The following is a 25,141-nucleotide window of genomic DNA, read 5'->3' as shown; positions in this document are numbered from 1 at the left end:
TCAGTAAATTATACTCGAATCAAAGATAGTTGATTGTCGTAGGGTTTTATTTGTAATAAGCGTTTTCTGTTTGACTGTGATCAGTAGAATCTATAATTTCAGTCAATTCTGGAATATTGTTCCTAAGAGTTTTCTCAACACCATCCTTAAGAGTTAAATCTACCATTCCACAACCCTGACATCCTCCGCCAAACCTTAGCACTGCCTTAGTTTGCTCAAGAACTTCAACTAAGTGTACTTCGCCACCGTGAGATGCTAAAGAAGGATTAATCTCGCTGTATAAGAAATAATTTATTTTATCTTCAATTGAACTGTCTTCATCTAAGTTCGGCATTTTGGCATTTGGCGCTCGTATCGTGAGCTGTCCACCAAATTTATCCGGATGATAATCAACTACGGTTTCCTCAAGGAAAGGTAAACTAGCTTTCTCTAAAAAAACATTAATTTTTTCCAATTCTAAGAACAAGTCGTCTGACTCTTGTTCTCCTTCTTTGCAATAAACAATACAAGTTTCAGCTTTAGGAGTGCCGGGTTCGGAGACAAAGATCTTGATATTTGTAGGATCTTCTTGTTTTGAAAGAAGTTCTGATAAATATTCCTGAGCAGAATCAGTGATATCTATTTTATCCATGACTTATTTAGATTTTACTTTCTAGCTCTGGAACAACGTCAAATAAGTCTCCAACTAAACCGTAATCGGCGACTTGAAAAATAGGTGCATCTTCGTCTTTATTGATGGCAACTATAACTTTGCTATCTTTCATGCCTGCAAGATGTTGAATTGCACCTGAAATTCCTACTGCAATGTATAAATTTGGAGCTACTATTTTTCCTGTTTGACCAACTTGATAATCATTCGGGACGAAACCAGAATCTACAGCTGCTCTTGAGGCGCCTATTGCAGCACCTAACTTGTCTGCTATACCTTCTAAGAGAGAAAAATTATCCCCGTTTTGCATCCCTCTTCCGCCAGAAATAATAACATCAGCAGCAGTAAGTTCAGGTCTGTCTGATTGGGCGAGCTCTTCTTTTATAAATTCGGAAATTCCTGAATTGTGAACCTCTTCTAAAGAAACTATATCAGCTGAACCACCTTCGGATGGAGCAGCGTCAAATGCAGTTGTTCTTACCGTAATTACTTTCTTTTTGTCAGTAGTCTTAACAGTAGCAATACAATTTCCAGCATATATTGGTCTTTGAAAAGTGTCGGTACTTTCAACTGCAGAAATATCTGAAATTTGACTTACATCCAATAAAGCTGCAACTCTTGGCATGAAATTTTTTCCACTTGTAGTAGTTGGAGCCAATATAAAATCATAATCATCGGCAATTTTTGAAATCAAAGTAGAGATATTTTCAGCCAAAAAATGCTCATATTCTGCTGAATCTACCAAAAGAACCTTTGTAACTCCATCAATTTTACTGGATGTTTCAGCTACTCCCGCACATTCCTTTCCAGCCACTAAAACGTGAATGTCGCTGTCGAGTTCTTTTGCTGCCGAAATAGTATTTAAAGTTACTGATTTTAGCTCTTCGTTGTTGTGTTCAGAAATTACTAACGCTGTCATGTGATCACCTTTGCTTCGTTTTTTAATTTGTCGACTAATTCGTCAACGGTTTCAACTATTACTCCAGCTTCTCTTTCCGGAGGTAAAGAAACCTTTAAAGTTGAAATTCTAGGAGTAATATCAATTCCGAAATCAGCGACAGGCATAACATCAAGAGGTTTAGATTTTGCCTTCATAATGTTCGGCAAAGACGCGTATCTCGGTTCATTAAGTCTTAAATCTGTGGTGACGATTGCTGGAAGATTAACTGACACGGTTTGCAAACCTCCATCAACTTCTCTTGTAACTGTGGCTTTACCGTCAGAAATAGAAAGTTCCGAAGCAAAAGTTGCCTGAGGATAGCCTAATAGTGCGGCTAATTTTTGGCCAGTTTGGTTGTTATCGCCATCGATGGCTTGTTTGCCAAGGATAACTAGATCTGGACTTTCTTTTTCAACTACTGCTTTTAGCAATTTTGCTATTCCTAAGGGTTCTAGTTCTGTTTCAGATTCAACCAAAATTGCTCTGTCTGCTCCTAAAGCCAATGAGGTTCTAAGTTGTTCTTGAGCGGCTGAAGACCCTATAGTTACAGCAACAATTTCCTCAGCTACACCTGATTCTTTAAGTCTTACTGCTTCTTCAACAGCAATCTCACAAAATGGGTTAATTGCCATTTTAACGTTATTTAAATCAACACCTGACTCATCGGAAGTGGGCCTGACTTTAACGTTGTAATCGACAACTCTCTTAATTGGAATAAGAATCTTCATATTTATAAGTATATTATATTTGAATTAATTCAAAAAAACCGCATTCTAAAAGATATACTGCGTAACATCAAAACATTAGAATATATAATTATATAGCCTGAGGGTAAAAAATGAGTGAGGATGTAGCTGTAGATTCAATGGAATATGACGTTGTAGTCGTTGGAGGAGGCCCTTCTGGATTATCTACTGCAATAAAATTAAAGCAATTAGCGGCTGAGAACAATTCAGAATTAAGCGTATGTTTGATTGAAAAAGGGTCTGAGATTGGCGCTCATATTTTATCAGGTAATTGTTTTGAGCCGACAGCGCTCGACGAACTGATACCAGATTGGAAAGAGAAAGGAGCCCCTTTAAATACTCCGGCCAAAAAGGATATTGTTAAATTTTTTCTAACCGAAAAACTTTCTTTTGGTATCCCTTTTGCCTCTTTCTTTGCCCCCAATTTCAATAACCATGGAAACTATGTCATGAGCTTGGCCAACTTTTGTCGTTGGCTTGCGACTCAGGCAGAAAATCTAGGAGTAGAAATCTTTCCTGGCTTCACAGCATCAGAAGTTATTTACGAAAACGATACCGTAAAAGGAATTTTAACTGGAGAAATGGGTGTAACCAAAGAAGGTGAAAGAAAGCCTTCTTACCAACCGCCAATGGAGCTAAGAGCAAAATATACTATCTTTGCAGAGGGATGCAGAGGTCATTTAGGAAAAAAATTGATTTCTAAATATGCGTTAGATGCTAATAGCGACCCTCAACACTATGGCATTGGTTTTAAAGAGGTTTGGGATGTACCAAAAGAAGTTCATTCAGAAGGCACCGTTATGCATTCTTTCGGTTGGCCGAGTAAATCGAACTCTGGATCTTATTGCTATCATGGAGAAAATAATCAGGTTTATTTAGGTATTGTAGTGCCATTGGACTACTCTAATCCGCACCTAAGTCCTTTCGATGAATTTCAACAGTGGAAACATCACAAAGACATTAAGAAACTTTTAGAAAACGGTACAAGGGTTGCTTACGGAGCAAGAGCCTTAACTAAAGGCGGTTACCATTCAAGACCAAAAATGACTTTCCCTGGCGGAATTTTAGTTGGTTGTGATGCAGGATTGATGGTATTCACTAAAATCAAAGGTTCTCATACAGCTATGAAATCGGGAATGCTCGCAGCTGAGAGTGCATTCGAGGCGATTAGTCAGAATAAGATTGGTGAAGATCTAATAGATTTCGAGGAAAAACTTAAATCTTCTTGGATTGAAACTGACCTTTACAAATCAAGAAATATGACTGCCTTACTTCACAAATATGGGGCCTTAGTCGGTGGAATAATTATGGCTTTAGAGCAGTTCTTTTTTAGAGGTAAATTTCCTTACACTTGGAGACACAAAACTCCAGATTACGCTTGCATGAAGAAAGCTTCTGAGTGCGAGAAAATAGAATATCCTAAGCCTGATGGCAAAATTAGTTTCGACAAGTTATCTTCTGTTTTTCTCTCAAATACTAATCACGAAGAAGATCAGCCTTGTCATTTAACGCTTAAAGACTCTTCTATACCTATTTCGGTGAACCTGCCTGAATATGACGAACCTGCTCAACGATACTGCCCCGCAGGAGTTTATGAAGTCGTAGAAAAAGATGGTGAAAACAAATTTCAAATTAATGCTCAGAATTGCGTTCACTGCAAAACTTGTGACATTAAAGATCCAAGCCAAAACATTGTTTGGGTAACACCAGAAGGCATGGGTGGTCCCAACTACCCTAATATGTAAATAAATTTAGTTTCTTTATTCGAAACTTCCAAGACTAAATCTCTCTTTTGAACTTGTAATGAAAAGTTCTCTATTTATTTCGTCTGAATTTGCTTCCTCTACTAACTGATAAAAAACGTTTCTAGTCAATAGTGCTTCTAAGTTCTTTCTGACCAATAAATAAGGAGAGGGCTCATCGGATTCAGAAATTTCTATTCTTAAAGGGTGGCTTGAATTCAACGGAACTAAATAAATTTAGTTTCTTTATTCGAAACTTCCAAGACTAAATCTCTCTTTTGAACTTGTAATGAAAAGTTCTCTATTTATTTCGTCTGAATTTGCTTCCTCTACTAACTGATAAAAAACGTTTCTAGTCAATAGTGCTTCTAAGTTCTTTCTGACCAATAAATAAGGAGAGGGCTCATCGGATTCAGAAATTTCTATTCTTAAAGGGTGGCTTGAATTCAACGGAACTATGTCACCAACATTCGTTTTGAAAAGAAAAGTCTCTTGACCGTCTACAATTTCTTTATTGTAAGTTGTTACTACAAAGGGTTTATCTTCTACAACTAATTTAATCTTTTCATGAGGTGTTACTAAATAATAAAACCCATCATCATCAAATCTTATGACCGTACTGAATAGATTAACCATTTTCTCTCTAGAAATTATCGAGTTCATGAAATACCATTTGCCGTCACGAGATATCCGCATGTTTACATTTTCACAAAGTGGAGGGTTCCACTTTTCTACTGGCGGAAGCCCTCCGTTTTTCTCTTGGGCTTCTAAAATACTTTGAAAAAGACTAACTGTTGACACCATAATTAATGAATAAAGGTTGGTTCAATTTCAAGTTCTAAGTCAAATCTACTTTTGATCATAGATTTTATTTTATTAGATAAATTGACAATACTTTCTGATTTATTAGAAAAATTTACTAGCACCAAGGAATGCTTTTTAGATACCCCACAACTTTTATTTTGTTTTCCTTTCATACCTATATTTTCAATTAACCAAGCAGCTGAAATCTTATAAAGATCTTGCTCGACATCGTAAAATTTAATTTCTGGAAAACTATTCTTTAATTTTTTTAGTTTAGACTCAGAAACTACTGGATTTTTGAAAAAACTACCCACATTTGGATCTTGATTAGGATTAACTAGTCGTTCGTTTCGAATACTTAGAATTACATCTCTTAACTCCTCAGCAGAACTTATCTCTAAGTTTTTAGGAATTGATTCATAAGATAAATTTGGTTGAAAATTTTTACTAAGCGAAAATCTAATGTTTGTAATTAAATGATTAGGCAAATCTTTAAAAATACTGTTTCTATAAGAAAATTTACAATCATTCACATCAAATACTTCAAAGTTTCCCGTCATCAAGTTGAACGCTTCCACATACTCTATAAAACTTGAAATCTCTACCCCGTAGGCTCCAATATTTTGAATGGGCCCAGCTCCAACGCTACCAGGAATGCCAGAAAGATTTTCAAATCCATACAACTTTTGATCTAAACATCTCTTTACTAAATTATCCCAATTTTCTCCAGAGGCACAATTAACAAAATTATCTTGGTAAGAAATTCCCAATAGATTATTTTTTATCACTAAACCTTCTAAGTTTTTTAAAATAATCACATTTGTTCCCTCGCCTAGTATCCAAAATCTGGTGCTTGAGTTTCTAATCTCTCTTGATAATTCAAATAAATCTTGATGGTTGTTTAACTCAAAATAATTCTCACATGAATATTCAAGTTTCAAAGAATTTAGATCTTTTAAATTTTTATTCGAAATCATTTACTATTAGTTTGTTTGCTTGTTCTAAATCTTTAGCAGTATCTATACCTAGATGGATTTTAGCTTCTGATTTAACCATGTGTATCTGTATATTGTTGTCTAAAGCCCTCAACTGTTCTAATTTTAAATTCACTTCATTTTCGGTCTTGGGCAAAGCTACAAACTTTTTCAACGCTTCATATCTAAATCCATAGACTCCAAGATGAAGATAAGGATTAACCGATCTATCATCAAAAGCTCTATAAAATAGTTTTGCCCTATAGCCATTTAATTCAACCTTCACTTTACTCAAATCGTCAAGATCAGATTCTTTTTTAAAATCTGTAAATAACGAAACTATTTCACACTCACTGTTCTCCAATGCGGAAAATATCTTATTTAAGTCGATTGGATCAGTGAAAGGTTCGTCACCTTGCAGGTTCACCACGAAATCTTCATCTTTCAAACCAAGGATTTCGGAAGCCTCAAAAATTCTTTCAGTTCCGTTGCTATGGTCTGACTTTGTCATCAAAGCTGTGCCACCAAAATTTTTTACTTCTTCGTATATTTTCTCAGCATCTGTCGCAACGACAACATTGTCAGCTTTGGACTTTTTAGCAGCTTCATAAACCAGTCTAATCATGGTTTTGTCTCCAATCAATTTAAGAGGTTTCTCAGGTAGTCTCTCAGATTGAAGTCTAGAGGGAATTAAAATAACCTTCTTCAAGATTTTATTTGCTCAATAATTTTTTGTTCCATACCCTCAGAAATTTGAGCTTCGATTTTTAAATACCAAAAGTTGTCATCCAAGAACTCACATTTTACTGCGTCTTTTTCTGTCATTATGACCGGCAAGTCTAAAAGATTTTCAAAATCATTTTTTGAAAAATTGTAATGATCAGGAAAAATATGTTCGACTACCTCAAACCCTAAGCTTCTTAACGATGAAAAAAAATTGCCTGGGTTCGATATACCAGCCACCGCATGAACTATCTTTTGATAAGGCCATTCATGAATCTCAATTTGTTTTTTTGAATTAATGTTTATCCACGAAATAGGTTTATAAGTCATTAAAAATTCATTATTTTTTCTTTCATCTTCTTTTTTTAAAAAAGAATTCGTGTTTACAACAAAATCAACTTCTTCAAGTCTATTGATTGGCTCTCTCAATGGTCCTGAGGGAAGAGTCAATTTATTCCCAAACTTTTTTATTCCATCGACCATAGCAATCTCTACATCCCTTCCTAAAGAATAGTGCTGAAGGCCGTCGTCAGTTATTAATACGTCACATTCATGTTTATTTAATAAATATTTTGAAGATTTGACTCTATTAGGTCCTATTACGACAGGACATTTAGTTGAATTAAAAATAATTTTTGGCTCATCTCCCGAGCTATAAACATCTGTTTCAGAATCTATTTCTAAAGGGAAGTTTTTTGAGGCACTTTTATACCCTCTTGAAACAATTCCTGGTTTATAACCATTCTTTTTTAACAAGTTTGCTAGCCAGATTACAAAAGGTGTTTTACCATTACCGCCAACCGTAATGTTGCCGACAACAATAGTCTTAATTTTTGGTTTCCAAGAGGATTTTGATAACTGCTTTCTTCTATAACCACTTATTAAATTAAAAATGACTGACAAAGGATAAAATAATTTAATCCACAATTTATTTTTATACCAAGCTGTTTCAATAAAATTGGCATGTGAAGATTCATCTATCTTTAACTTAGGAATGAATAAAGGTTTTTGAATTTCCTTTAAGGGCTCTTTATCAACAAATTGATTTTTATATAGTTCAAAGTATTCGCCTTTTTTTTCAATTAAGTATTCGTGTGAACCTCTCTCAAGTATTTTCCCTTGTCCAAGCACCAAAATTTCATCTGCACTTTCCACAGTGGACAATCTATGAGCAATAACAATTGTCGTTTTTCCTTGTTTTAAGTTATCTACTGCCGCCTGAACTAATTTCTCTGATTCAGAATCAAGAGCTGAAGTAGCTTCATCTAGAATTAAAATAGAACAATTTTTTAGCAAAGCTCTGGCTATAGCTATTCTTTGTTTTTGCCCACCCGATAATAAGGTTCCATCATCTCCTATTTTTGTATCGTAACCTTGTGGTAAACGCTCAATAAATTCATTTGCATGTGCTTTTTTAGCGGCCTCTATAACTTTATCTCTATTGGCTTCAGGATCAGCAAAACTTATATTGTTATAAATGGAATCATTAAATAAAACTGTATTTTGACTGACAAAAGAAATTTCAGAACGCAAAGATTTAAGACTAAAATCTTTTACATTCTTTCCATCAATTCGGACTTCTCCGTTGGTCACTTCGTAAAATCTTGGTATCAAGTTAACAAGTGTTGATTTGCCCGCTCCGGATGATCCTACAATTGCTAAAGTAGATCCTTTTGAAACAGAAAAATTTATTTCTTCAAGAGAACTTTTGTCCGCTTGATCGTATTGAAAATTTACATTTTTAAATTCAATTTCTCCATCTATGTCTTTTAATTCATTCTTACCCTCGTCCAATTCGTCTTTTTCATCTATTTGACTGAATATTGCTTCGGCAGCTGCTAAACCTCTTTGAATCATGGAGTTAGTTGTAGACAATTGTCTTATGGGTTTTGCTAGCATTGCAGCAGCTCCAAAAAATGCAATAAACGTTCCGGAAGACATATTGGTTATAACAGAAGCGTCAATGGCGAACCAAGTAATAGTTGCTAAAGCAATTGATAAAATAACTTGAATCAAAGGAGAAGAAATCGCATTCGTCGATTCAAGTTTCAAAGTCTGAATCCTATTATGTTCGCTGGCCGAGACTAATTTTTTAAATTCTGATTCTTGTCGCCCAAATAACTTTACTTCTTTATTGGCGCTAATAGACTCTGAACTTAAATGAGTAACATCGCCCATTGCGTTTTGAATTCTAGTGCTCACTCTCCTTAGTCTTCTTCCAGCCAAATATACTATTCCTGCGATAAATGGACTCGTAAAAATTAAAACCAAAGTTAGTTGCCAATTTAAATAAATTAAATAACTGAGTAAGCCGATTACAATTAATCCTTCACGTAAAATAATTTTTATAGCTTCTGTGCCTGCCTCACTAACTTGAGAGACATTAAATGTGATTCTAGATAAAAGATGACCGCTAGTATTTGAGTCAAAAAATTTTGATGGCAAATTGACTAAAGTTACAAATAAGTCTGATCTTAAATCATGAACAAGTTTTGTGGCTACAAATGCCATAAAATAAGAGCCTAAATAAAATCCAATTCCTCTAATAAGTGCCAGCGCCACCAAGGCAATAGGCAAAAATAAATATTGATCCGATTTTGGGTTTGAAACGAAATCAACTATTTGTCTAAACCATTCGGCAATTGCTACTTGGGAGCCAGCAAAAATAAAAAATCCAATAAAACTGATTAGAAAAAAACCATAACTAGGTAAAACATAACCAATTAATCTGGAATAATTAGATTTTTTTTTAGCCATTAATACTATCTGAGTTCTGTTGCGTTTATTTCAACTGTTTCAAAGTTGTTTCTGTTAAGAACATCCATAATAGTAACCAAATATTTATATTTTGTATTTGAATCTGCAGAAATCACAGCCGAGCTAAATTGAGAAAAATTTTCTTTAATATAATTATTCAGAGAATTGAAAGTTATTTCTGAAAGTTTTTGTCCGTTGAGGATGATTTCCTCAATTGCAGTGATTTCAATTACAAGATTTTTACCATTTATTTCATCAAGTTGCTCACTGTTTACCTTAGGAAGATTTAATTCCAAGGATGTTAACTTTTCAAATTGACTATTTAAAATAAAAAAAATAAGTAACAAAAATACTATATCTATCAATGGAGTAACTTCTAAAGAAATCTCTGAATTTTTCTTTCTTAAAAATTTCATTCTTTAATCAGGTAATCAATAAATTTATTAGCCTCTTCTTCCAACTCAAGTGAATAATTTTCAATAATTCGAGTGAAATGTCTATAAAAGATCAAGGAGGGAATAGCAACAATCAAACCTGCTGCGGTAGTTACAAGTGCCTCAGCAATACCTCCAGCCAATGGACTAGTAGATCCCATATTTGATTCCAAAAGATTACTAAAAATATTTATCATGCCAACAACTGTTCCCAATAAACCCAAAATAGGTGAGACAGTAGCAATAGTTCCAAGAAGAGATAAATATTGCTCTAGTCGGTTTATCTCGAACCTCCCAGCTTCCTCAGCTCTCATTCTCAAATTTGATTTATCTCTAACCTTTTCATTCAGTAAGCTTGCAAAAATATTTCCAAGGACCGAGTCGTTTGACATTTTTTTTATTTTTATTTCTGAAATAGCATTCTCAGAAATTTGAAATATTAAATTTTCTCTGAGATTCTTTGGCAAAATAATGTCTCTAGCTAAATTCCAAGTTTTTTCAAAAACAATGGCTAAAGAAATTATTGACAATAAAATAATAGGCCAAATTATTACGCCACCTGATAAAATTATATAGCTCATTTATTCTATTATGCCCGAATCCATCATTAATTTTCGGTCGGCTATTTTTTGAAAATTGTCATCATGAGTTGCAATTAATAGAGAAGATTTTTTATCACTAACAAATTTTTTAAGGGAGTTTATGACTTCTAGTGATGTTTGCGTGTCTAAATCTCCGGTAGGTTCATCTAAAATTACTAAACTTGGCGAATGAACTAGTGATCTTGCTATTGCAACTCTTTGTTTTTCTCCGCCCGATAATTCACTAGGTTTATGATCTATTCGATGCCCCAAACCAAGTGAATCCAAAATCTCAATAGAGGCCGCGTTTGCTTTGTCTTGATTTACGTTATTTAATTTTAAAGGCAAAGAAACATTTTCTTGAGCTGAAAGTTCGTTTAATAAATAATGAAATTGATAAACAAACCCCATTTCAGTTCTCCTCAAACCAGTTAATTCAGAAGGTTTTAGTTTGTCATAATCATTTTCTTTAAAGAATATAGAACCAGAAGTTTTTTTTTCCAAACCAGCCAAAAGATGAAGCAATGTTGATTTACCTGAGCCAGATCTGCCGGTTAAAACGATTATTTCGTTTTCACAAATTTCAAGACTTACGTCTTTTACTGCATGTATTGGAGATGTATCTGGATCAAAGGTTTTACTTAATTGCTCCACAGCAAATACTTTATTCATTTCTCAATACCTGAGATGGATAAATTTTTGATGCAAGTCTAGCTGGATACAAACAAACAGAAATTGTGGTTATCAAAGATGCTAACAAAATCATAAATACCCAGAACCACCTTACATCTGTAGGAAAATAATCTATAAAATAAGAATCTCTCATGAGAAAGCTCATTAAAGCTTCCATATAATCAGTTGAAAGAAAATAGGTAAGCAATAGCCCTAAAATCAACCCAATGAATGTACCAATAAAAGAAATTATAGAACCTAAATAAACAAATATTTTTTGAATTTCATAATTCGACATTCCAATTGTTTTAAGAATAGCGAGTTGTGATCTTTTATCATTTATCATCATTACCAACATAGAAATGATGTTGAAGGCAGCAACAACTATTATTAAAAAAAGAAGAAGTCCCACTAGAACTCTTTCCTGCATAATTGCTTCAAAAAGTGATCCATAAGTATTAGTCCAATCTTTAGAAATTAATAATTCGTTCGTTTGCGTTTCGGCCTCTCCTAATGCGATCCAAGATAGTGAAGTTGCTTTAAATAAATCATTAAACTTTAATCTTATTCCATGGACCTTCTGGTCCAATGACATTAATTTTGCTGCATCACTTAGATTTATAAATGAATTAGTTTGATCCAACTCTGGAGAACCAACTCTGAAAATTCCTGAAACGGTAAAAGTTTTAATCTTAGGGAAATACCCCGCAAATGTTGCGTTAGCGTCTGGAATCATTAAAGCTATTTCGTCGCCAATGCCTACATTTAGTTTTCTACTTTGAGAAAGACCTAAAACAATATTAAAAGAATTTTCTTTTAATGAATCAAAAGAACCCTGCAACATGAAATCTTCGACCACTGAAACCGACGTTTCGTATTCTGGAAGAATCCCAAAGATTTTTGTTCCAAAAACTTCTCCTTTATTCGATAGCAAAGATTGGCTTTCAATATAGGGAGCCAAGCCAATAATATCTTCATTTTTTTTTAATTCTGAATATATAGATTGCCAGTCTTTTATTGGCTGAATACCCTCAATTGAAGCATGTGGAATAGTTTTTAAGATTCTTTCTCTTAATTCTGTTTCAAATCCATTCATTACAGAGGTCACAATAATCAAGACTGCAACTCCAAGTGCAACACATGAAAATGCTAATGCTGTAACAAAAGAAAGAAATCCTTGCTTTCGAGATCTTAGAAATCTAATGGCTATGAAAAAAGATAAATCTTTCGACATCATTAGATTTTTTTAAATCTACTATTTCAGAGTTTGTTCTTTAGTGGATTCAAACTGCTTACCAGAGTAAGGCGGCATCATTGGAGCCAAGAGGTCTGCTGAAAACTGTCGATAAATTGCTTTGGCGTGACTAAAAGTTTTAAAACCATCAAATCCATGATAGTTACCTATTCCACTTGGTCCTACGCCTCCAAAGGGCAAGTCCTCTTGACCGATGTGCCAAATTACATCATTAATAGTAACTCCTCCAGAGATAGTATTGTTTAGTACCTTTTCTTCTCTTTCTTTATTCTTTCCAAAGTAGTAAAGCCCTAACGGTCTGTCTTTGGAATTGACGTAATTAATTGTTTCCTGAAAATTTTCGTACTCTTTTACAGGCAACACTGGCCCGAAAATTTCTTCTTTCATGATTTGCATATCGTCTGTTGGGTTCATGATGAGAGTGGGAGGAATTTTGTGAACTTCTTGTTGAGAAAAATCCTCATCGGCGGGATTAATTACTTTTACGTCCGCACCCTTCGCTTTTGCATCCTCAATTAAATCATTTAGCCTTTCATAATGTTTTTCGTTGATGACAGAAGTATAGTCAGGATTATATTTTAAAGTCTCAAAAGATTTTTCTATTGCTTCTTTCGATTTTTCGTAAAATTCTTCTGATTTACCTTTGGGCACCATTACGTAATCTGGAGCTAAACAAATCTGACCAGCATTCATTGTCTTTCCTCTCATTATTCTAGTAGTTGCTGATTTCATATCTGCATCATCGTCAACTATCACAGGTGATTTTCCACCCAATTCTAGAGTTACGGGAACTAAATTTTCGGCAGCAGATTTCATAACCAGTTTCCCTGTATTAGTACTTCCAGTAAACAAAAGGTGGTCAAAAGGAAGAGAACTAAATGCCGCCCCGACGTCTGTTCCACCTGTAAAAACTGCAGCTTCAGCAGGATCAAAATACTCCTGAAACATTTTTTTTGTTAGTTCAGAAGTTTCTGGGGTAAATTCAGAAGGCTTGATCATTACTCTATTACCCGCCGCAAAAATTGTACCAAGAGGTGCTAGTACTAAATTTATAGGGAAGTTCCAAGGGCTGATAACACCGACAGTACCTAATGGTTGATACTTAATTTTTGATTTAGCTCCTAGCAATCCCATTAAAGTTCTCACAACAAACGGTTGGGAGGGATTACTTTTTCTTTTTTCGTCTTTCATCCAATTTTTTACATTTTCTCTAGCATAGTTTAATGAACCGATCGTGCTCATAATTTCTGACATGAAGCCCGCTCTGGGATCTCTGCTACCAAAATCTGCTGTAATTGCTGAGAGTATTTCCTCATGGTATTTTTTAAGCATGTCTATAGACCTAGCTAATCTATCTTTTCTTAGTTCTGCGCTTGGAATTCCTTCTTCAACATAAAGTTTTTTTTGAAGTTTGAGAATATTTTCCATTTCCTGAATTGTTTCATTTGACATGATTTTTCTCCTATTTTTTCTAAGACCTCATTTTTTTGTCTTTTTCATTAGTTTTTTTAATGGTTTCTCTTATATTTGTCCAGTCCTCATCGCCAAGTTTCCCTAAACTAGAGAAAGTCCCTCCTGCGGAAAGGTAAGCTCCTCCATCGATAGCAATGGTTTGACCGGTCAAATAGTCACATCCATCTGCCATTAAAAAAGTAGCTAAATTTCCTAATTCATTCATTTCCCCAACTCTACCCATTGGGTTGGATGACATTGAGCTTTGATCCATAGCACCTTCTGTACTTTTTGTTTCAGGACTTAGTCTTGACCAGGCGCCTTCTGTCGGAAAAGGTCCAGGCGCTATGCAATTCAACCTAATATTATGCGGACCCCACTCTACTGCAAGTGATTTGGTCATTGCATTTATTCCAGACTTGGACATTGCTGAAGGCACAACAAAAGGTGAGCCTGTCCAAACCCAAGTTGTAGTAATTGATAGAATAGTTCCAGGTCTTTTCAATTCGATCCATTTTTTTCCAACGGTGTTAGTCATATTGAATGTTCCATGAAATACAATTGAAGCGATGGCATTAAATCCATTTGGTGAAAGATCTTGAGTTCTGCTAATAAAGTTTCCAGCGGCGTTATTAACCAATCCATCAATTGGGGCTTCATCAAAAATATTACTAACTGTGTCTTCTATCGCCATAGAATCTCTTATGTCTAAACTGTGAGAGGAAATTTTTCCTTTAGTTTCACCTGTTAATTCTTTGACAGTATTTTGTAGGACCTCATCCCTTCTTCCACAGATAATGACCTCTGCACCATGATTAAGAAAATGCTTTGACATTTCCTTTCCTAAACCGCTTCCGCCACCTGTTACCAGGATTCTTTTTCCACTAAATAAATTTTTATCAAACATTAATTTTCTCCACGCTGTAATATTTTTTTTGATTAGAAAGTATAAATATAATTAAAAGGATTGCCAGAGAAGAAAGTAAAAGATAAGGAAATTCAGGAGAAATTATATATAAAGGCATGATTACAATTGGAACCAAAATATGCCCAATAGGAAAAACCATATTTAACAGTCCATTTGCTGTTCCTTGTTCATCTTTTGAAACAGACAAGGAAAGCATCGTTACATTTCCGGCTCTAGCTAACCCCATGCCAAGGCCCTTGAGCATTAATCCTAAGTATAATCCGGGAATGGAAGAAGCTTGAGAAAGAGTCAAAAATCCTAAAAAAACTATAAAAAGCCCCCACTTAATTAGACTTAATGGAGATATTCGATAATTTTGCACAATCACTAACTGCGAAAACATAGAAGATAGAGCTACGATTGAAAATCCAATGGCTACAGTAGAATAAATTTCTAATTGATTAGTTAAAATTACATCTTTAACAAATATTGAACTGGTCAATACCAATCCTGCGTTTGATAATCCCATGAAAGACGCAACTACAAGAGAAGGCCAGACTCTTGGATCAAACATATTTATTTTTTTTTGTGACTCGATTTTCTCTTCATTCAAAACTTCTTCAGCTTCACTCATTTGAGCGAAATTGTAAAAACCTATAAAAATTCCAAGCAAAGCTACAAAAAGAAACGGAATAAAAAGGTTGTTATTAAAAATTGATAAGAGAATGCCAATAAGAATGGGTCCGGTGACAACGCCAAGCTGCCAGCCAGCGTCAAATCTTGCGAATCCTGCCGCTCTAGTTTCAGGAGAAGTTATGTCTGCTATTCTTCCTCCAGCAGCCGGCCTCACTGCACTGCCGAATAATCCATTTATTAATCTAGTAGCAATCAAAAGTGGTAAAATTAGCACAAAGGGTATCAAGTTATTATTCGCGGATGAAATAATCGCAGCAAAAGAAATCATAGATAAAGAAAAACCAAAAATTCCGATTAAAAAAATCCACTTTCTGCCAAACTTGTCACTCAAACTCCCCCAAAAAGGACTAAAAATCATCCAAGCGATTGCAGAGATCGAAAAAATTATACCCACTTGAAATTCGTTAAAGCCCATTGCTCTTACCTCTGCTGGAATCAAAATAAAGATTGTTGATTGCCCAGCTCCAATACACGCAACTGCAGCTGCTAAATACCAAATAGATTTATCTGGTTTTTGTAAGAAATTAGTCATAGGCTAAAACTAAAACAAATAACTCATCAGAAGAAGGATTAAATATCAAAAATTCATAGTATTCGTTTAATGCATGAGACCATTCATGATCAAATTCATTTTTGTCTTTAGATTTTCTAATTTTGTTCTGTTTTAAAAAAAAGGTGATTGAATTTTCTTGTAAAATTATTGATAAAAAAGATTCTAATTTTTCATATATGTCTTTTGAAATATTTGGGGTTTGTTGTCTCTCAGAAGTTACGATTTCTGTCACAAAAGACAAAAAATCGTTTGATTGAATTTTAATATAGGATTTACTACTTAATTTCTTCGTTGAAAAAGGACCATGGAATCCTTTAGCCCTAGCAAACATAAAATCCGTCAACTGAAAGTTTACGAATTCCTCTTTCAAAAGACTGTCTATTAAAAAATCATAGTTATGTTTCTTAAACGAATCAGAAAATTTTGTTCTTATAATTAAAGATTGGCCGTGATTGTGGAGTCTCAAAAACTCCATACCAAGCAAGGTGTACTTATTTTTGATTGGGTATTTTAAGAGCTCTTTTTTTTTATCCATTTAAAGCTTTTATTCCTATTTTTTCTCTTATTTCTGTTATTTTTATTTCAGCTTTTTTTCTAGCTTTATTTTCACCCTCAATTAATATCTCTTCGACAAGTTCTGGTTTGCTGACGAGCTCATCAAACTTTTCTCTAAGAGGTTTAATTTCTTCGTTAATGATGTTGAAAAGCATTTTCTTCAAGTCTCCCCATCCAGCACCTTCCTTAAATGATTTTTCTATGTCATAAATTTTATGTTTACTGAGAAAAGCGTTGAAGTATTCAAATAGAATTGAGTCTTTTGTCTCCTTTGGCTCACCAGGCAGTAATGAATCTGTAATAATTTGGTTTAAAGATTTTTGTAATTTTTTTTCAGAAGAAAAGAGTTCAATAAAATTATTATAAGATTTACTCATCTTTCTTCCATCCAACCCTGGAAGAAGAGAAATATCTTCAGAAATAATTGGCTCTGGCAGATCAAAAGTTTTTCCATAAGTATTATTAAACCTTCCAGCAATATCTCGAGTCATTTCGATATGTTGTTTTTGATCGCTTCCTACAGGAACGTATTTTGCATCAAATAATAATATATCCGCAGCCATTAATATCGGATAATTGAACAAACCCGCGTTAATGCCTTTATCTGGATCGTTACTTTCGTTGGTATCAACAGCTGCTTTGTAAGCATGTGCTCTATTTAAAATGCCTTTAGGTGTCACGGAAGACAAGATCCAATTCAACTCGAGAATCTGAGGAATACTTGATTGTCGGTAGAAATTTACTTTATCAAGATCTATACCACATGCAATCCAAGCGGAGGCAATTTGTAAAGAAGATTGAAAAGTCAGTTTTGGATCTTGATTTTTAATCAATGAATGATAGTCAGCAAGAAAAAGAAAGGTATCTTTAAATTTTTTAGATTCTTTGATAGATGGCTTTATTGCCCCAACATAATTTCCCAAATGCGGAGTCCCGCTGGTAGTAATACCTGTAAGTAGTATAGACATATGGTAAGTATAAAAAAAAACACCACTGAGTGGTGTTTCTTTTTTAGCGAAGTTGAAGGGGCCTAGCGGGCTTCCTAGTGTTGGACTTTACCCCGTGTCCATCATGTGGTGAAATTTCTTTCAGCTTTTCACCCTTCTCCTTCTTTCTACTATTCTCTTTTTTATCGTCTCGAGTTGCTAAAACGTCCTCTAGTAGATGAATTTATATTAACCTAAATATGAAATCGATCAATAGCAAAATTGCGCTTTTTTAGACTAAGTTTTTATAAAAAAAAATTTTTTGATTTATAAAAAGAATTAAAAAGTTTTTTTTTGGCGGAGGGGGTGGGATTCGAACCCACGAAGCCATTTCTGACTTGCCGGTTTTCAAGACCGGTGCATTCAACCAAGCTCTGCCACCCCTCCAAAAATACTATTTTAAAAGGATTTGTTCAAAAAAAAAGTTTATTTGGGCCTAGCTTCGTTGACTTTAAGCTGTCTTCCCTCGACTTCTGATTCATTGAGAGCTTCAATAGCTTCTTCGCCACCTGACTCTAGCTCAACAAAACCAAAACCCCTGGATCTATCTGTATTTCTATCCTTAATTACTTTTGCTGAAACGACAGAATAGTCAGAGAACAGATCTTCTAATTCCTGATCGCCTATGCTCCAAGGAAGGTTGCCTACATATAATTTCATAAATTTTTCCTAATTATTTTCAAAGAGTGTATTGAATACTAATTTAAGAAAAAAGAAATACTTTTTTAATCTTTTTACAATTTATTTTAATGTTAATACTTTTTCGAGATAATCTTGCATAACATCTTTGAATTCTTTTGTTTGATAAAGTTTTTTTAAATGATTAAACGAAAGAGGATACTCTTTTTCGAAATTTTTTGAAATTAACTCAAATCCTTGTTTTCTTAAATGATTTTTGTGGTCTCTTTCTCTAAGAAATTGAGCTAAATCACATACGAAAGAAATATCAGCAATTGTTATCTCATCACCAACTATATAAGCGCTCGAGAGAAGAGCTTTTTCAACACCGTCTAAATAAAACTGATAAGCAGAAGTCATTCTTTTATATAAATAATCATTAAGCTCATCAAGCTCTAGGACATAAACTTGAAATTCTCTTGCAAACCCAAGATTAGCATCTAAAAAACTATCAATTCTTGATTGTTGCATTCTATTACTGCCGCCGTAAAGATTATGATCATCTGATAAACGAGCAACCGCGCGCATAATGCTGTTCGATTCAAAAATGCCAACAGAACCATCAAAGTTAAACCCTGCGGGAACAGTTCCAAAAGGATGCTTTACCAAAAAGTCGTCGGTTTTATAAAGGTCTACTTTGAAGCCTCTTTTGCTTTGACGTTTAAATTTAGTTAAATCTTTGGAATCGATATCATTTAATTTTCTTGCATCAAAATCCCAAAGCCATTCTGGTAAATTTCTGGGTTTATCACCAATTACATTAACGTTTACGCTAATCAATTTTGCGGTGATCAAAGACTTCCACACTCTAGGATTGGGGAGATAAGAAAAAATTCTAATGTCTTCTTTCATAAATAAATTTCGTATGACTAAGAGAAAACTTTAATAGCACAAATTTTATTTCCAGAAGGATCTTTTAAATAAGCAAGATACATTTTCATATTTTCATATTCTCTAATTCCCGGCGGATCTTCAGTAGAAACACCACCATGATCTAATCCAGTTTGATGCCATTTATTTCCAGTTTCCTCGTCCGGAACATTAAAAGCGACTGTATTGCCGTTCCCTGGAACAGCGGAATTACCATCGATTGGTTCAGTTATGCAAAAAGTATTCTTATTTAAAAAGTAAAAATATCTAGTTTGCCCAGTTAAGTTAGGAACGAATACCCCTTCTTTAGCGCCTAAAACACCTAATAAATTATCATAAAATATTTTTGATTTTTCTATGTCATTTGCACCGATCATAATATGACTAAACATTATGTTTCCCCGAAACTCTATTTGTATATTTTCCAGAAAGGAAGCACGCCAAAGCTAAAATTAGTTCAACTATGAAAGTTTCCAAGACAAAGGAAGCTTCATGAAAAATATAAGCCAACAAATTAAATAGCAAAGCTATTAAAAAAATTATCGCTGAAGCAAAATACCATTCAGGTCTCTTTGTAATAAACCCAAGAAAACAAAAAATACTAGTTCCTAGAAAAAAGGCTGTAAAGTCTCTGATTAAAGTGTTTTTCTCAACAGGATCACTAATTATCAATCCTAAAGAAGATGCAGCGGCCTCTGGGTTAAAGATCCAATTGAGAGCAATTAGGGCTAAAAAGATGGCCGGAAGTAAAGGCGCGTAAGATAAAAGTTTCATAAATTTAAGTTAATTATTTGTATTTTCTTCTATCAAAAAAGTCCTCAACCGATCCTAAAGAATCAAATAAAAGTGCTTTAAAAAATTTACTAAATTTATCTTGAAGATTTTTCTTCGGTTCGAATTTTATACTATAGACGTCGTGTTTTTTTATAAATTCTAAAATATATTCATCGCTTGTTTTTATTTCATCTACTAAGCCTACTTCGAGAGCTTCAATACCTTCCCAGACTTCACCAGTGGCAATTTTACTTATATCTAGATTTGGCCTGAATTTACTCACATGATCCTTGAACAGTCTATGGATATCTTCTAAGTCTTTTTTAAATTTTTTTCTTCCTTCCTCAGTAGTTTCTCCAAAAGTTGTAATAGTTCTCTTAAATTCGCCCGCGGTATGAAGCTCATAATCAATATCATTTTTTTTCAAGATTTTATGAAAATTAGGAATTGCGGCGACCACTCCAATAGAACCAATTACAGCAAAAGGTGCAGAAATAATTTTATCGGCGACGCATGCCATCATATAACCGCCAGAAGCAGCAACTTTGTCTACACAGGCTGTTACTTTAATTTTAGCTTCTCTTAGTCTTTGCAGTTGTGCAGCACATAATCCATAGCCAATGACCGTACCGCCCCTACTTTCAAGTCTCAAGATAATTTCTTCACATTTGGTTTCACTATTTAAAATTGCATTTATTTCTTCTTTTAAACTCTCCACATTCGAAGCTTCAATATCACCGTAAAAATCAATTACATAAACTGGCTTTTTTTTAGTCTTAGATGCTTGCTTTGAGGAAATTTTTGATTCTTTTTTAGAGGCCTTAACAAATTTTTTAGTTTCTTCTTTATTCAAGCTTAAGACTTTTAAGGAATCGGCCATGGACATGTATTTTTTAGAGAGATTTTTTATTCTCAAGGTATCGGTTGCTTCGGATTTACCTTTAAGTGACGAAGCTATAAGAAAAATTGGAATAAAAATTAGTAAAGTTATTGTTAGTGCTTTTAGCAAAAAGAAAGCAAATTCTATTATCATTTCCATAGGCTTGTATTATTTGTGAAAGTGGATTCTATCAGCAATGAGACTAAAGCTCATAGAATTTCTTTATTTCCCATGTATGGTCTTAGGATATTAGGAATCGAAATTGTTCCGTCTTTATTTTGGAAGTTTTCGAAAATTGCTGCGATTGTTCTTCCAATAGCCAGGCCCGAGCCATTAAGAGTATGACAAAGAGTTGTTTTTTCATTTTCTTTTGTTCTTATTTTTAACCTTCGTGATTGGAAATCACGATAATTACTGCAGGATGAAATCTCTCTATAAGAACTCTGACTCGGCATCCATACCTCTAAATCGTAGGTTAACGCTGCACCAAATCCAATATCACCAGCGCATAATTTTATCCTTCGAAAAGGAAGTTCAAGTAAATCTAAAATTTTTTCCGCATCAGAGGTTAATTTTTCAAGCTCTTCGTCAGAATCGTCAGGATGTGAAATCTTAACTAATTCAACTTTTTCAAACTGATGTTGTCTTATAATGCCTTTGGTATCTAGCCCATAACTTCCAGCTTCAGACCTGAAACAAGGAGTATGTGAAACGTAAGACAAAGTTAAGTCAGAAACATCTAAAATTTCATCTCTATGATAATTGGTTACTGGAACTTCTGCGGTCGGTATTAAATACATTTCATTTTCTTCATCTTTAATTTGGAATTGCTCATCTTTAAACTTTGGTAGCTGTCCAGTCCCTATCAAAGATTCCTTATTTACTATAAATGGAACATAGATTTCTGAATATCCGTGTTCATTTGTATGAGTATCGATCATAAATTGAATCAAAGACCTGTTGAGTTCAGCTACGGAATTTTTAAAAACAATAAATCTCGATTTAGCTATTTTTGCAGCGGCTTCGAAATCCATTCCTCCATTTAAAATACCCAACTCTTGATGATCTTTAGGAGAAAAATCAAAAGACGGAATTTTTCCCCTTTCAAAAATTATTTCATTGTCATTTTCGTCAATTCCTGATGGAACTGAATCAGATAAAATATTTGGTAATGAAAGCAAGAAATTATCATACTCAACTTTATTTTCTTGAAACTTTTCCTTAACCTTCTTTAATTCTTTGGATATTTCAGTGGCTTTTGATTTTAGCTCATTGCTTTCCTTGCCATCTTGTTGAAGTTGAGCAATTTCTTTAGCAATCTTGTTTTGATCCGCCTGCAAAGATTCCATCTTTACCTGATAGTGCTTTCTATTTTCTTCCAAAGAGGTCCATAAAACTTCGTCCAGCTTAAAACCCCTTTTCATCAAGTTAGAGCTTACCTCTTTTAAATTATTTCTTAGATTATCTAAATCGATCATTTTTTATCTATTATTAGCAAATCATTAACTTCTTGATTATAGCTAAATGCAGACTCATTGATATCATTCATCAAGGTCATGTTTCCAAACAAAATTTTAGTTTCATCATACTTAGGACCGCTAAAATTTAATTGTTCAATTTTTAAATCTTTAAAAAATATTTCAATTTTATTGTCATTATTTTTTTGACGAATTACACATTCTTTATTGTCACAAATATCCATTATAAACCCCTCGCAGAACTCTTCTTTTGAAAGTAATAAAAATCCTGCTGGAATAAAATCAATCATTGCATCCTTCTCGTATCTTATAGTTTGATCAAGGTCAAAATCTGTTTGAAAAATATAATCTTGATTTATTATCAATTCTGAATTTAAAGGTGGTTTTAAAAAAATTTTTAGATGATTTGGCCTTTTAATTAAAATCTCACCAGAAACGTTTGGTTTTTCCTTTTCTTCAAAAACTTGAATAAATTCGGACTGAAAAGAAGAGTTTGATTCAAAAAAATTACTTAACAAATTTGAATTTAAATTGCATTCTCCAAAAAATAAATTGGAAAAAAATACAACAAGAATTAGAAATCTATTCTGCATTGCTTGGAGCAAGCACTTCTCGATTTCCGTTAGAATTCATCTCGCTCACTAAACCTGCCGATTCCATAGCCTCAATTAAACGAGCTGCTCTATTGTATCCAATCCTAAATTTTCTTTGAACAGCTGAAATAGAGGCTCTTCTTGATTCAACGACAAACGCCACTGCCTGATCATAAAATTCATCTTTTTCTGAATCTTCAGAGCCTTCTGAATCTTCACCAGTTTCTGGAGCTTTAGTAACAGCATCAAGATAGCTAACAGTTTCTTTATCTTTCCAATCTTTAACTACTCTTATTATTTCTTCTTCGCCAACAAAAGCTCCATGAACTCTCAAAGGAACAGAAGTACCAGAACCAACGTACAACATATCACCTCTTCCTAATAACTGCTCAGCCCCAACTTGATCCAACACAACTCTTGAGTCCATCGATGATGCTACGTTAAATGCCATCCTTGCTGAGATGTTAGCCTTTATTAGTCCTGTAATGACGTCAACCGAAGGCCTTTGTGTAGCCAAAAGCATGTGAATACCTGCCGCTCTAGCTTTTTGAGCTAATCTTGCTATCAATTGCTCAACTTTTTTTCCCACCACCATCATGAGGTCAGCTAATTCATCAACAGCGATAACAATTTGAGGAAGCTCCTGGAGGTTAGGTATGTCTGCTTCACTAATGCCTTTTTCTTCATCTATTTTAAAAGTTGGATCTTTAATAGGATTTCCAGATTCGTTGGCTTTTTTAACTTTTGCATTAAAACCGTTCAAATTCCTCACAGACATAGCCGCCATTAGTTTATATCTCCTCTCCATTTCATTAACACACCATCTCAAACCAAAAGCAGCTTGAGCCATATCTGTAATAACGGGACACAATAAATGTGGTAAATCTTCATAAACTGAAAGTTCCAACATTTTTGGGTCAATTAAAACCAATCTGACTTGTTGAGGTGTTGCTTTGTATAAAATACTCATCAACATAGCGTTCAATGCAACAGATTTTCCTGAGCCAGTTGTTCCAGCAATTAGTAGGTGTGGTAAAGAAGCAAGATCTTCTAAAACGGGCTTTCCTTCTATGTCTTTACCATAAGCTAAAGTAAGTGGACTTTTTGATTCCTCAAATAATTTAGAAGCTATCACTTCTCCTAAAAATACATCCTCCCGGTCAGCATTAGGTACCTCTATTCCTATAGTTTCTCTTCCTTCAATGACTTCTACAATTCTTATACTTCCAACACCTAAGGACCTAGCAAGGTCTTTGTTTAAGTTAGATACTTGAGAGACTTTGATTCCTTTTGGCAATTCAACTTCGAAACGCGTTACTACTGGTCCACGCATCGTCTCTCTTACAATCGCGTATTCTCCCTCTGGACCAGTAATCTTGAATTCGGCAAGTTTTGTAATTAATGCTTCTTTTAGTATGTCTAGCTCATAAAGTTGCTGTGAATTCATAACTTGAGGATCATTTTTTTTCTCATCAAGAAGTGAAATTTTTGGCATTTCTCCTGGAATTTTTTCCTCAAATAGTTCAACTTGTTTTTCTTGGTGAACTTTTTTCCCCTCAACTATCGGTTTATCAACCTTCTTTATTTCCGGTTTAGGCATTGACCTAATTTTTTCTTTATGGGAATCTAAAAATGCCTGTCTATTTTTCTGATCTTGTTTCTTTTGTCTTAATTTTTTTAAATATTCAAATCCATTTTTAGAGTATTTATCGAAAACATAAACAAGATTTTTAAAATTATCTTGCAATCCAATAAAAGTGTTTTTCCAACTTAAATTGACCATCAGACTAAAACTGACCATCAAAAAGAAAATTCCGAAAAGAGTTGAACCTACTAAGCTTAAGTAAGGATACAAATTTACTGAAATAATAGTGCCCAAAATCCCTGAACTAGTTTCAGGAAAATAAGATTCAAATGCATTAATGTGAAGATCGATTAATAAACATAAAGAAGAACAAAAAATAAAAAATCCAAAGATAGAAAAAAAATAATTATTTTGGGCAGGTTTTTCTTCCGTGTTCCTTAAATAAGACATAAAGGCAGGATAAAAAAATAGAATAATCATTGCCCATGCAGTAATTCCCAAAGACTCGTAAAGAAAACTACTCAACCAAGCACCGACAATCCCAATGCTGTTTGTTAAATTAGTCTCTGATGAAGAAATCTCTTTCCAGTTGGGATCAGAAATTTCAAACGTCCAAAGAGAGATTAAAAGAATAATCCCTAAAATCACTAAAAAAAGATTAAATAAGTCTAAAGTGAGAGTTTTGGTAGCAGTGCTCAGCGAGAAAGCTGGATTGAAAATTTTTGAAAATAGATTTGATTTATTTTTAGTCAATTTTTTCAAATAAAATACTATTATATCTTCCCTTCTGAGTTAATGACAGTTGGCTTTTAAAGCAACTGTCTCTTTCACTTTATTTACTTTAAAATGTGAAAAAA

The 25,141-nt window shown here is 33.9% G+C and carries 26 protein-coding genes and 1 tRNA gene; 1 reads left to right on the top strand and 26 read right to left on the bottom strand.

Annotated elements, in window-relative coordinates:
* Positions 1 to 46 precede the first annotated feature (46 nt).
* The 3 genes from nfuA to M9C82_01945 are packed head-to-tail and all read right to left on the bottom strand — an operon-like array spanning position 47 to position 2,317.
* A complete protein-coding gene (nfuA, locus tag M9C82_01955) occupies positions 47 to 631 on the bottom strand; it encodes a Fe-S biogenesis protein NfuA (GenBank protein URQ73919.1) in 585 nt (194 codons plus the stop codon).
* Between the two features lie 7 nt (positions 632 to 638).
* Positions 639 to 1,568: an FAD-binding protein gene (locus M9C82_01950; protein URQ73918.1), complete on the bottom strand. Its 930-nt coding sequence runs from the start codon at positions 1,566 to 1,568 to the stop codon at positions 639 to 641.
* Positions 1,565 to 2,317: an electron transfer flavoprotein subunit beta/FixA family protein gene (locus tag M9C82_01945; protein ID URQ73917.1), complete on the bottom strand. Its 753-nt coding sequence runs from the start codon at positions 2,315 to 2,317 to the stop codon at positions 1,565 to 1,567. The genes M9C82_01950 and M9C82_01945 overlap by 4 nt, the downstream gene beginning before the upstream one ends.
* A 110-nt stretch (positions 2,318 to 2,427) precedes the next feature.
* Here M9C82_01945 and M9C82_01940 point away from each other — a divergent pair, with 110 nt between their 5' ends.
* Positions 2,428 to 4,080 carry an electron transfer flavoprotein-ubiquinone oxidoreductase gene (locus M9C82_01940; GenBank protein ID URQ73916.1) on the top strand — a complete coding sequence of 551 codons (1,653 nt, stop codon included), beginning with the start codon at positions 2,428 to 2,430 and terminating at the stop codon, positions 4,078 to 4,080.
* Between the two features lie 15 nt (positions 4,081 to 4,095).
* Here M9C82_01940 and M9C82_01935 read toward each other — a convergent pair whose 3' ends face one another.
* The 23 genes from M9C82_01935 to M9C82_01825 all read right to left on the bottom strand — a co-directional run bounded on the left by M9C82_01935 (position 4,096) and on the right by M9C82_01825 (position 25,037).
* On the bottom strand, positions 4,096 to 4,299 hold the full coding sequence (locus tag M9C82_01935; GenBank protein ID URQ73915.1) for a DUF1285 domain-containing protein: 204 nt from the start codon (positions 4,297 to 4,299) through the stop codon (positions 4,096 to 4,098).
* Between the two features lie 24 nt (positions 4,300 to 4,323).
* On the bottom strand, positions 4,324 to 4,881 hold the full coding sequence (locus M9C82_01930; protein ID URQ73914.1) for a DUF1285 domain-containing protein: 558 nt from the start codon (positions 4,879 to 4,881) through the stop codon (positions 4,324 to 4,326).
* A 2-nt stretch (positions 4,882 to 4,883) separates the two neighbouring features.
* Positions 4,884 to 5,858, bottom strand: a complete 975-nt coding sequence (gene murB, locus M9C82_01925) for a UDP-N-acetylmuramate dehydrogenase (protein ID URQ73913.1) — start codon at positions 5,856 to 5,858, stop codon at positions 4,884 to 4,886.
* Positions 5,845 to 6,564, bottom strand: coding sequence for a 3-deoxy-manno-octulosonate cytidylyltransferase (gene kdsB, locus M9C82_01920; protein ID URQ73912.1), 720 nt, complete (start codon positions 6,562 to 6,564; stop codon positions 5,845 to 5,847). The genes murB and kdsB overlap by 14 nt, the downstream gene beginning before the upstream one ends.
* Entirely contained in the window at positions 6,561 to 9,335 is a 2,775-nt protein-coding gene (gene msbA, locus M9C82_01915; protein URQ73911.1) for a lipid A export permease/ATP-binding protein MsbA, read from the bottom strand. The genes kdsB and msbA overlap by 4 nt, the downstream gene beginning before the upstream one ends.
* Positions 9,336 to 9,340: 5 nt before the next feature.
* Entirely contained in the window at positions 9,341 to 9,751 is a 411-nt protein-coding gene (locus M9C82_01910) for a biopolymer transporter ExbD (GenBank protein URQ73910.1), read from the bottom strand.
* A complete protein-coding gene (locus tag M9C82_01905) occupies positions 9,748 to 10,350 on the bottom strand; it encodes a MotA/TolQ/ExbB proton channel family protein (GenBank protein ID URQ73909.1) in 603 nt (200 codons plus the stop codon). The genes M9C82_01910 and M9C82_01905 overlap by 4 nt, the downstream gene beginning before the upstream one ends.
* Positions 10,351 to 11,022 carry an ABC transporter ATP-binding protein gene (locus M9C82_01900; protein ID URQ73908.1) on the bottom strand — a complete coding sequence of 224 codons (672 nt, stop codon included), beginning with the start codon at positions 11,020 to 11,022 and terminating at the stop codon, positions 10,351 to 10,353.
* Positions 11,015 to 12,259: a lipoprotein-releasing ABC transporter permease subunit gene (locus M9C82_01895; protein ID URQ73907.1), complete on the bottom strand. Its 1,245-nt coding sequence runs from the start codon at positions 12,257 to 12,259 to the stop codon at positions 11,015 to 11,017. The genes M9C82_01900 and M9C82_01895 overlap by 8 nt, the downstream gene beginning before the upstream one ends.
* A gap of 18 nt (positions 12,260 to 12,277) precedes the next feature.
* Positions 12,278 to 13,729, bottom strand: coding sequence for a coniferyl aldehyde dehydrogenase (locus M9C82_01890; protein URQ73906.1), 1,452 nt, complete (start codon positions 13,727 to 13,729; stop codon positions 12,278 to 12,280).
* Between the two features lie 19 nt (positions 13,730 to 13,748).
* Positions 13,749 to 14,636 (bottom strand): SDR family oxidoreductase, encoded by an 888-nt coding sequence (locus tag M9C82_01885; GenBank protein URQ73905.1) that lies wholly within the window; start codon positions 14,634 to 14,636, stop codon positions 13,749 to 13,751.
* Positions 14,629 to 15,864 carry an MFS transporter gene (locus M9C82_01880; protein URQ73904.1) on the bottom strand — a complete coding sequence of 412 codons (1,236 nt, stop codon included), beginning with the start codon at positions 15,862 to 15,864 and terminating at the stop codon, positions 14,629 to 14,631. Before M9C82_01880 ends, M9C82_01885 begins: the two co-directional genes overlap by 8 nt.
* Positions 15,857 to 16,420, bottom strand: coding sequence for a hypothetical protein (locus M9C82_01875; protein ID URQ73903.1), 564 nt, complete (start codon positions 16,418 to 16,420; stop codon positions 15,857 to 15,859). The genes M9C82_01880 and M9C82_01875 overlap by 8 nt, the downstream gene beginning before the upstream one ends.
* Positions 16,413 to 17,408, bottom strand: coding sequence for a tryptophan--tRNA ligase (trpS, locus tag M9C82_01870; GenBank protein URQ73902.1), 996 nt, complete (start codon positions 17,406 to 17,408; stop codon positions 16,413 to 16,415). Before trpS ends, M9C82_01875 begins: the two co-directional genes overlap by 8 nt.
* 313 nt (positions 17,409 to 17,721) lie before the next feature.
* Positions 17,722 to 17,813: transfer RNA gene (locus M9C82_01865), tRNA-Ser, on the bottom strand.
* Between the two features lie 39 nt (positions 17,814 to 17,852).
* Positions 17,853 to 18,086, bottom strand: coding sequence for an RNA-binding protein (locus tag M9C82_01860; protein URQ73901.1), 234 nt, complete (start codon positions 18,084 to 18,086; stop codon positions 17,853 to 17,855).
* An 81-nt stretch (positions 18,087 to 18,167) separates the two neighbouring features.
* Positions 18,168 to 18,956: a glutathione S-transferase gene (locus M9C82_01855; GenBank protein URQ73900.1), complete on the bottom strand. Its 789-nt coding sequence runs from the start codon at positions 18,954 to 18,956 to the stop codon at positions 18,168 to 18,170.
* 17 nt (positions 18,957 to 18,973) lie between these two features.
* The gene (locus tag M9C82_01850) at positions 18,974 to 19,366 is read right to left on the bottom strand and encodes a VOC family protein (GenBank protein ID URQ73899.1); all 393 of its coding nucleotides are present in this window, start codon (positions 19,364 to 19,366) and stop codon (positions 18,974 to 18,976) included.
* Positions 19,359 to 19,748, bottom strand: coding sequence for a DUF2254 domain-containing protein (locus M9C82_01845; protein URQ73898.1), 390 nt, complete (start codon positions 19,746 to 19,748; stop codon positions 19,359 to 19,361). The genes M9C82_01850 and M9C82_01845 overlap by 8 nt, the downstream gene beginning before the upstream one ends.
* A 13-nt stretch (positions 19,749 to 19,761) precedes the next feature.
* Entirely contained in the window at positions 19,762 to 20,787 is a 1,026-nt protein-coding gene (sohB, locus tag M9C82_01840; protein ID URQ73897.1) for a protease SohB, read from the bottom strand.
* Positions 20,788 to 20,837: 50 nt separating this feature from the next.
* Entirely contained in the window at positions 20,838 to 22,106 is a 1,269-nt protein-coding gene (serS, locus tag M9C82_01835) for a serine--tRNA ligase (GenBank protein ID URQ73896.1), read from the bottom strand.
* Positions 22,103 to 22,699 carry an outer membrane lipoprotein carrier protein LolA gene (locus M9C82_01830; GenBank protein URQ73895.1) on the bottom strand — a complete coding sequence of 199 codons (597 nt, stop codon included), beginning with the start codon at positions 22,697 to 22,699 and terminating at the stop codon, positions 22,103 to 22,105. The genes serS and M9C82_01830 overlap by 4 nt, the downstream gene beginning before the upstream one ends.
* Positions 22,689 to 25,037 carry a DNA translocase FtsK 4TM domain-containing protein gene (locus M9C82_01825; protein URQ73894.1) on the bottom strand — a complete coding sequence of 783 codons (2,349 nt, stop codon included), beginning with the start codon at positions 25,035 to 25,037 and terminating at the stop codon, positions 22,689 to 22,691. The genes M9C82_01830 and M9C82_01825 overlap by 11 nt, the downstream gene beginning before the upstream one ends.
* Positions 25,038 to 25,141 lie beyond the last annotated feature (104 nt).

This window comes from SAR86 cluster bacterium (genome assembly GCA_023703675.1).
Classification (GTDB): Bacteria; Pseudomonadota; Gammaproteobacteria; order Magnimaribacterales; family AG-339-G14; genus AG-339-G14.
The sequence above is the reverse complement of the archived record's forward strand: the minus strand, read 5'-3'. Positions and strand labels throughout refer to the sequence as shown.